At 28.3% G+C, this 1,766-nt stretch carries 1 protein-coding gene; it reads left to right on the top strand.

All coding sequences use genetic code 11. From position 1 onward, the window contains the following. Positions 1-174 precede the first annotated feature (174 nt). Complete coding sequence (locus DWZ53_RS11040) at positions 175-1,581, top strand: ISL3 family transposase (RefSeq protein WP_118434209.1); 1,407 nt, start codon at positions 175-177, stop codon at positions 1,579-1,581. Positions 1,582-1,766 lie beyond the last annotated feature (185 nt).

Genomic DNA, 1,766 nt, shown 5'->3' with positions numbered 1-1,766 from the left:
GGCTATTCAAATAATTTAGGGGGTTCAACTTTGGGGGTCTACTTTAGGGGACAACTTTAGGGGGATAAACTTCTAATAATTGCCATTGAAAAACAACAGCTAGAATTCTGGCTGTTGTTTCTTTTTATAGTTCATTTATCATTGATATTGTCTAGATACTATGAAAGGAACTATATGAATAATGATATCATGAAATTTTTAAACATTGAAGATAAAGACATTATTATCTCTAAGATTTTAATTGATGGAAATACTAAAGAAATTTATTTAGAAAAAACTCTCAAAGTCGAATATTGTCCTGCCTGTTCTTCTAGAATGCATTCAAAAGGAAAATACATTAGAAAAATAAATCACCCTATCCTACAAGATGGCTATCAATTAAAACTTATTGTAACTCAAAGAAAATGGAGATGTACCAATCCTCAATGTAATCTTTACTTCAATGATCAGTTTAACTTTATCAGTAAATATAAACAGTCATCTAATATTACGCCCTATATGATTCTTAACGAAATGAAGAATATACATATTACTACCGCAGATGTTGCTAGAAAATATAATATTTCCGATACTTCCGTACATTATATTTTTCTCCAATATTTGAATATAAAACGTCTTCCTTTAACTGAAATAATTTCTGTCGACGAAGTATTTTTAGATATCGACTATAAACATCGTTATGCATTGGTTATCATGGATTTTGATTCTTTAGAAACGATTGATATTCTCCCTAACAGATGGGAAGAAACAACCAATGCTTACTTTTTATCTATTCCATTGGAAGAACGGAAAAACGTTAAATACCTTATCTGTGACATGTACAATCCCTATATCAACTATACGAAACGCTACTTTCCTAACAGTATTGCTATTATTGACAGCTTTCACGTCGTTTCTTGGATCATAAGAAAGATAAATAACTATATCAATGACCAAAAAAAGAAATTTCAAGTAAGAGATAAAAAAATTTACGAAGAAACTTGTATAAAAAATAATAAACCTATAGATTTTAAAAATATGCCAACATCTAAAGAAGTTTATCTGCTCAATAATTTTAAATGGCTGATATTACAAAATGTAGAAAACATAGACTATCAGAGTAATGTTAGATACAACCACAAATTAAAAGCTTATTTAAATACTTATGACTATGAAAAAATGTTTTTCCAATTGGATGATAACCTTATACAAATCAGACGTCTCAAAGAAAAATATATTGAATTTAATAAAACCAAAGAAAAAGATCTAAAAAAAATAGATAATCTTTTAAGCAATATTATTGATTGTTATTCTCATTCAACATTAACTATGTTTAAAGAGTTTTCTGAATTATTAAAAAAACATAAACGGGAAATTATCAATTCGTTTATTTATATAACTGATAGTAACGGAAATGAAAGAAGACTCTCTAATGGACCTATAGAAGGATATAATAGAACTCCTAAAGATTTCAAAAGAAATTCAAGAGGACTAAGCAATTTTGAATATGCAAGAAGTAGATTAATTTGGGCTAACAGGAAAAAAGAACCTATTTTAGCCACTCCTAAATCAAAAAAAGAAGTGTATAAATTTAAAAAATAACTTATTAAATGTATCTAGGCAAAAATGAAAGGAACAACCTATTTGATTGTTCCTTTAAACTTATTTTCTATGAGATTTTTAGGTTGCCCCCTAAAGTGCCCCCTAACTTTCAACAGGGTTTTCTTAAAACCCCTAAAGTTGTCCCCTAAATAATTTGGCTTTCCCCCTAAATTATTTGGTTACCC

The organism is Coprobacillus sp. AF33-1AC (genome assembly GCF_003475785.1).
In the GTDB taxonomy this organism is placed as follows: Bacteria; Bacillota_I; Bacilli_A; order Erysipelotrichales; family Coprobacillaceae; genus Faecalibacillus.
Note: the sequence above shows the minus strand (reverse complement) of the source record. Positions and strands in the feature narration are given on the sequence as shown.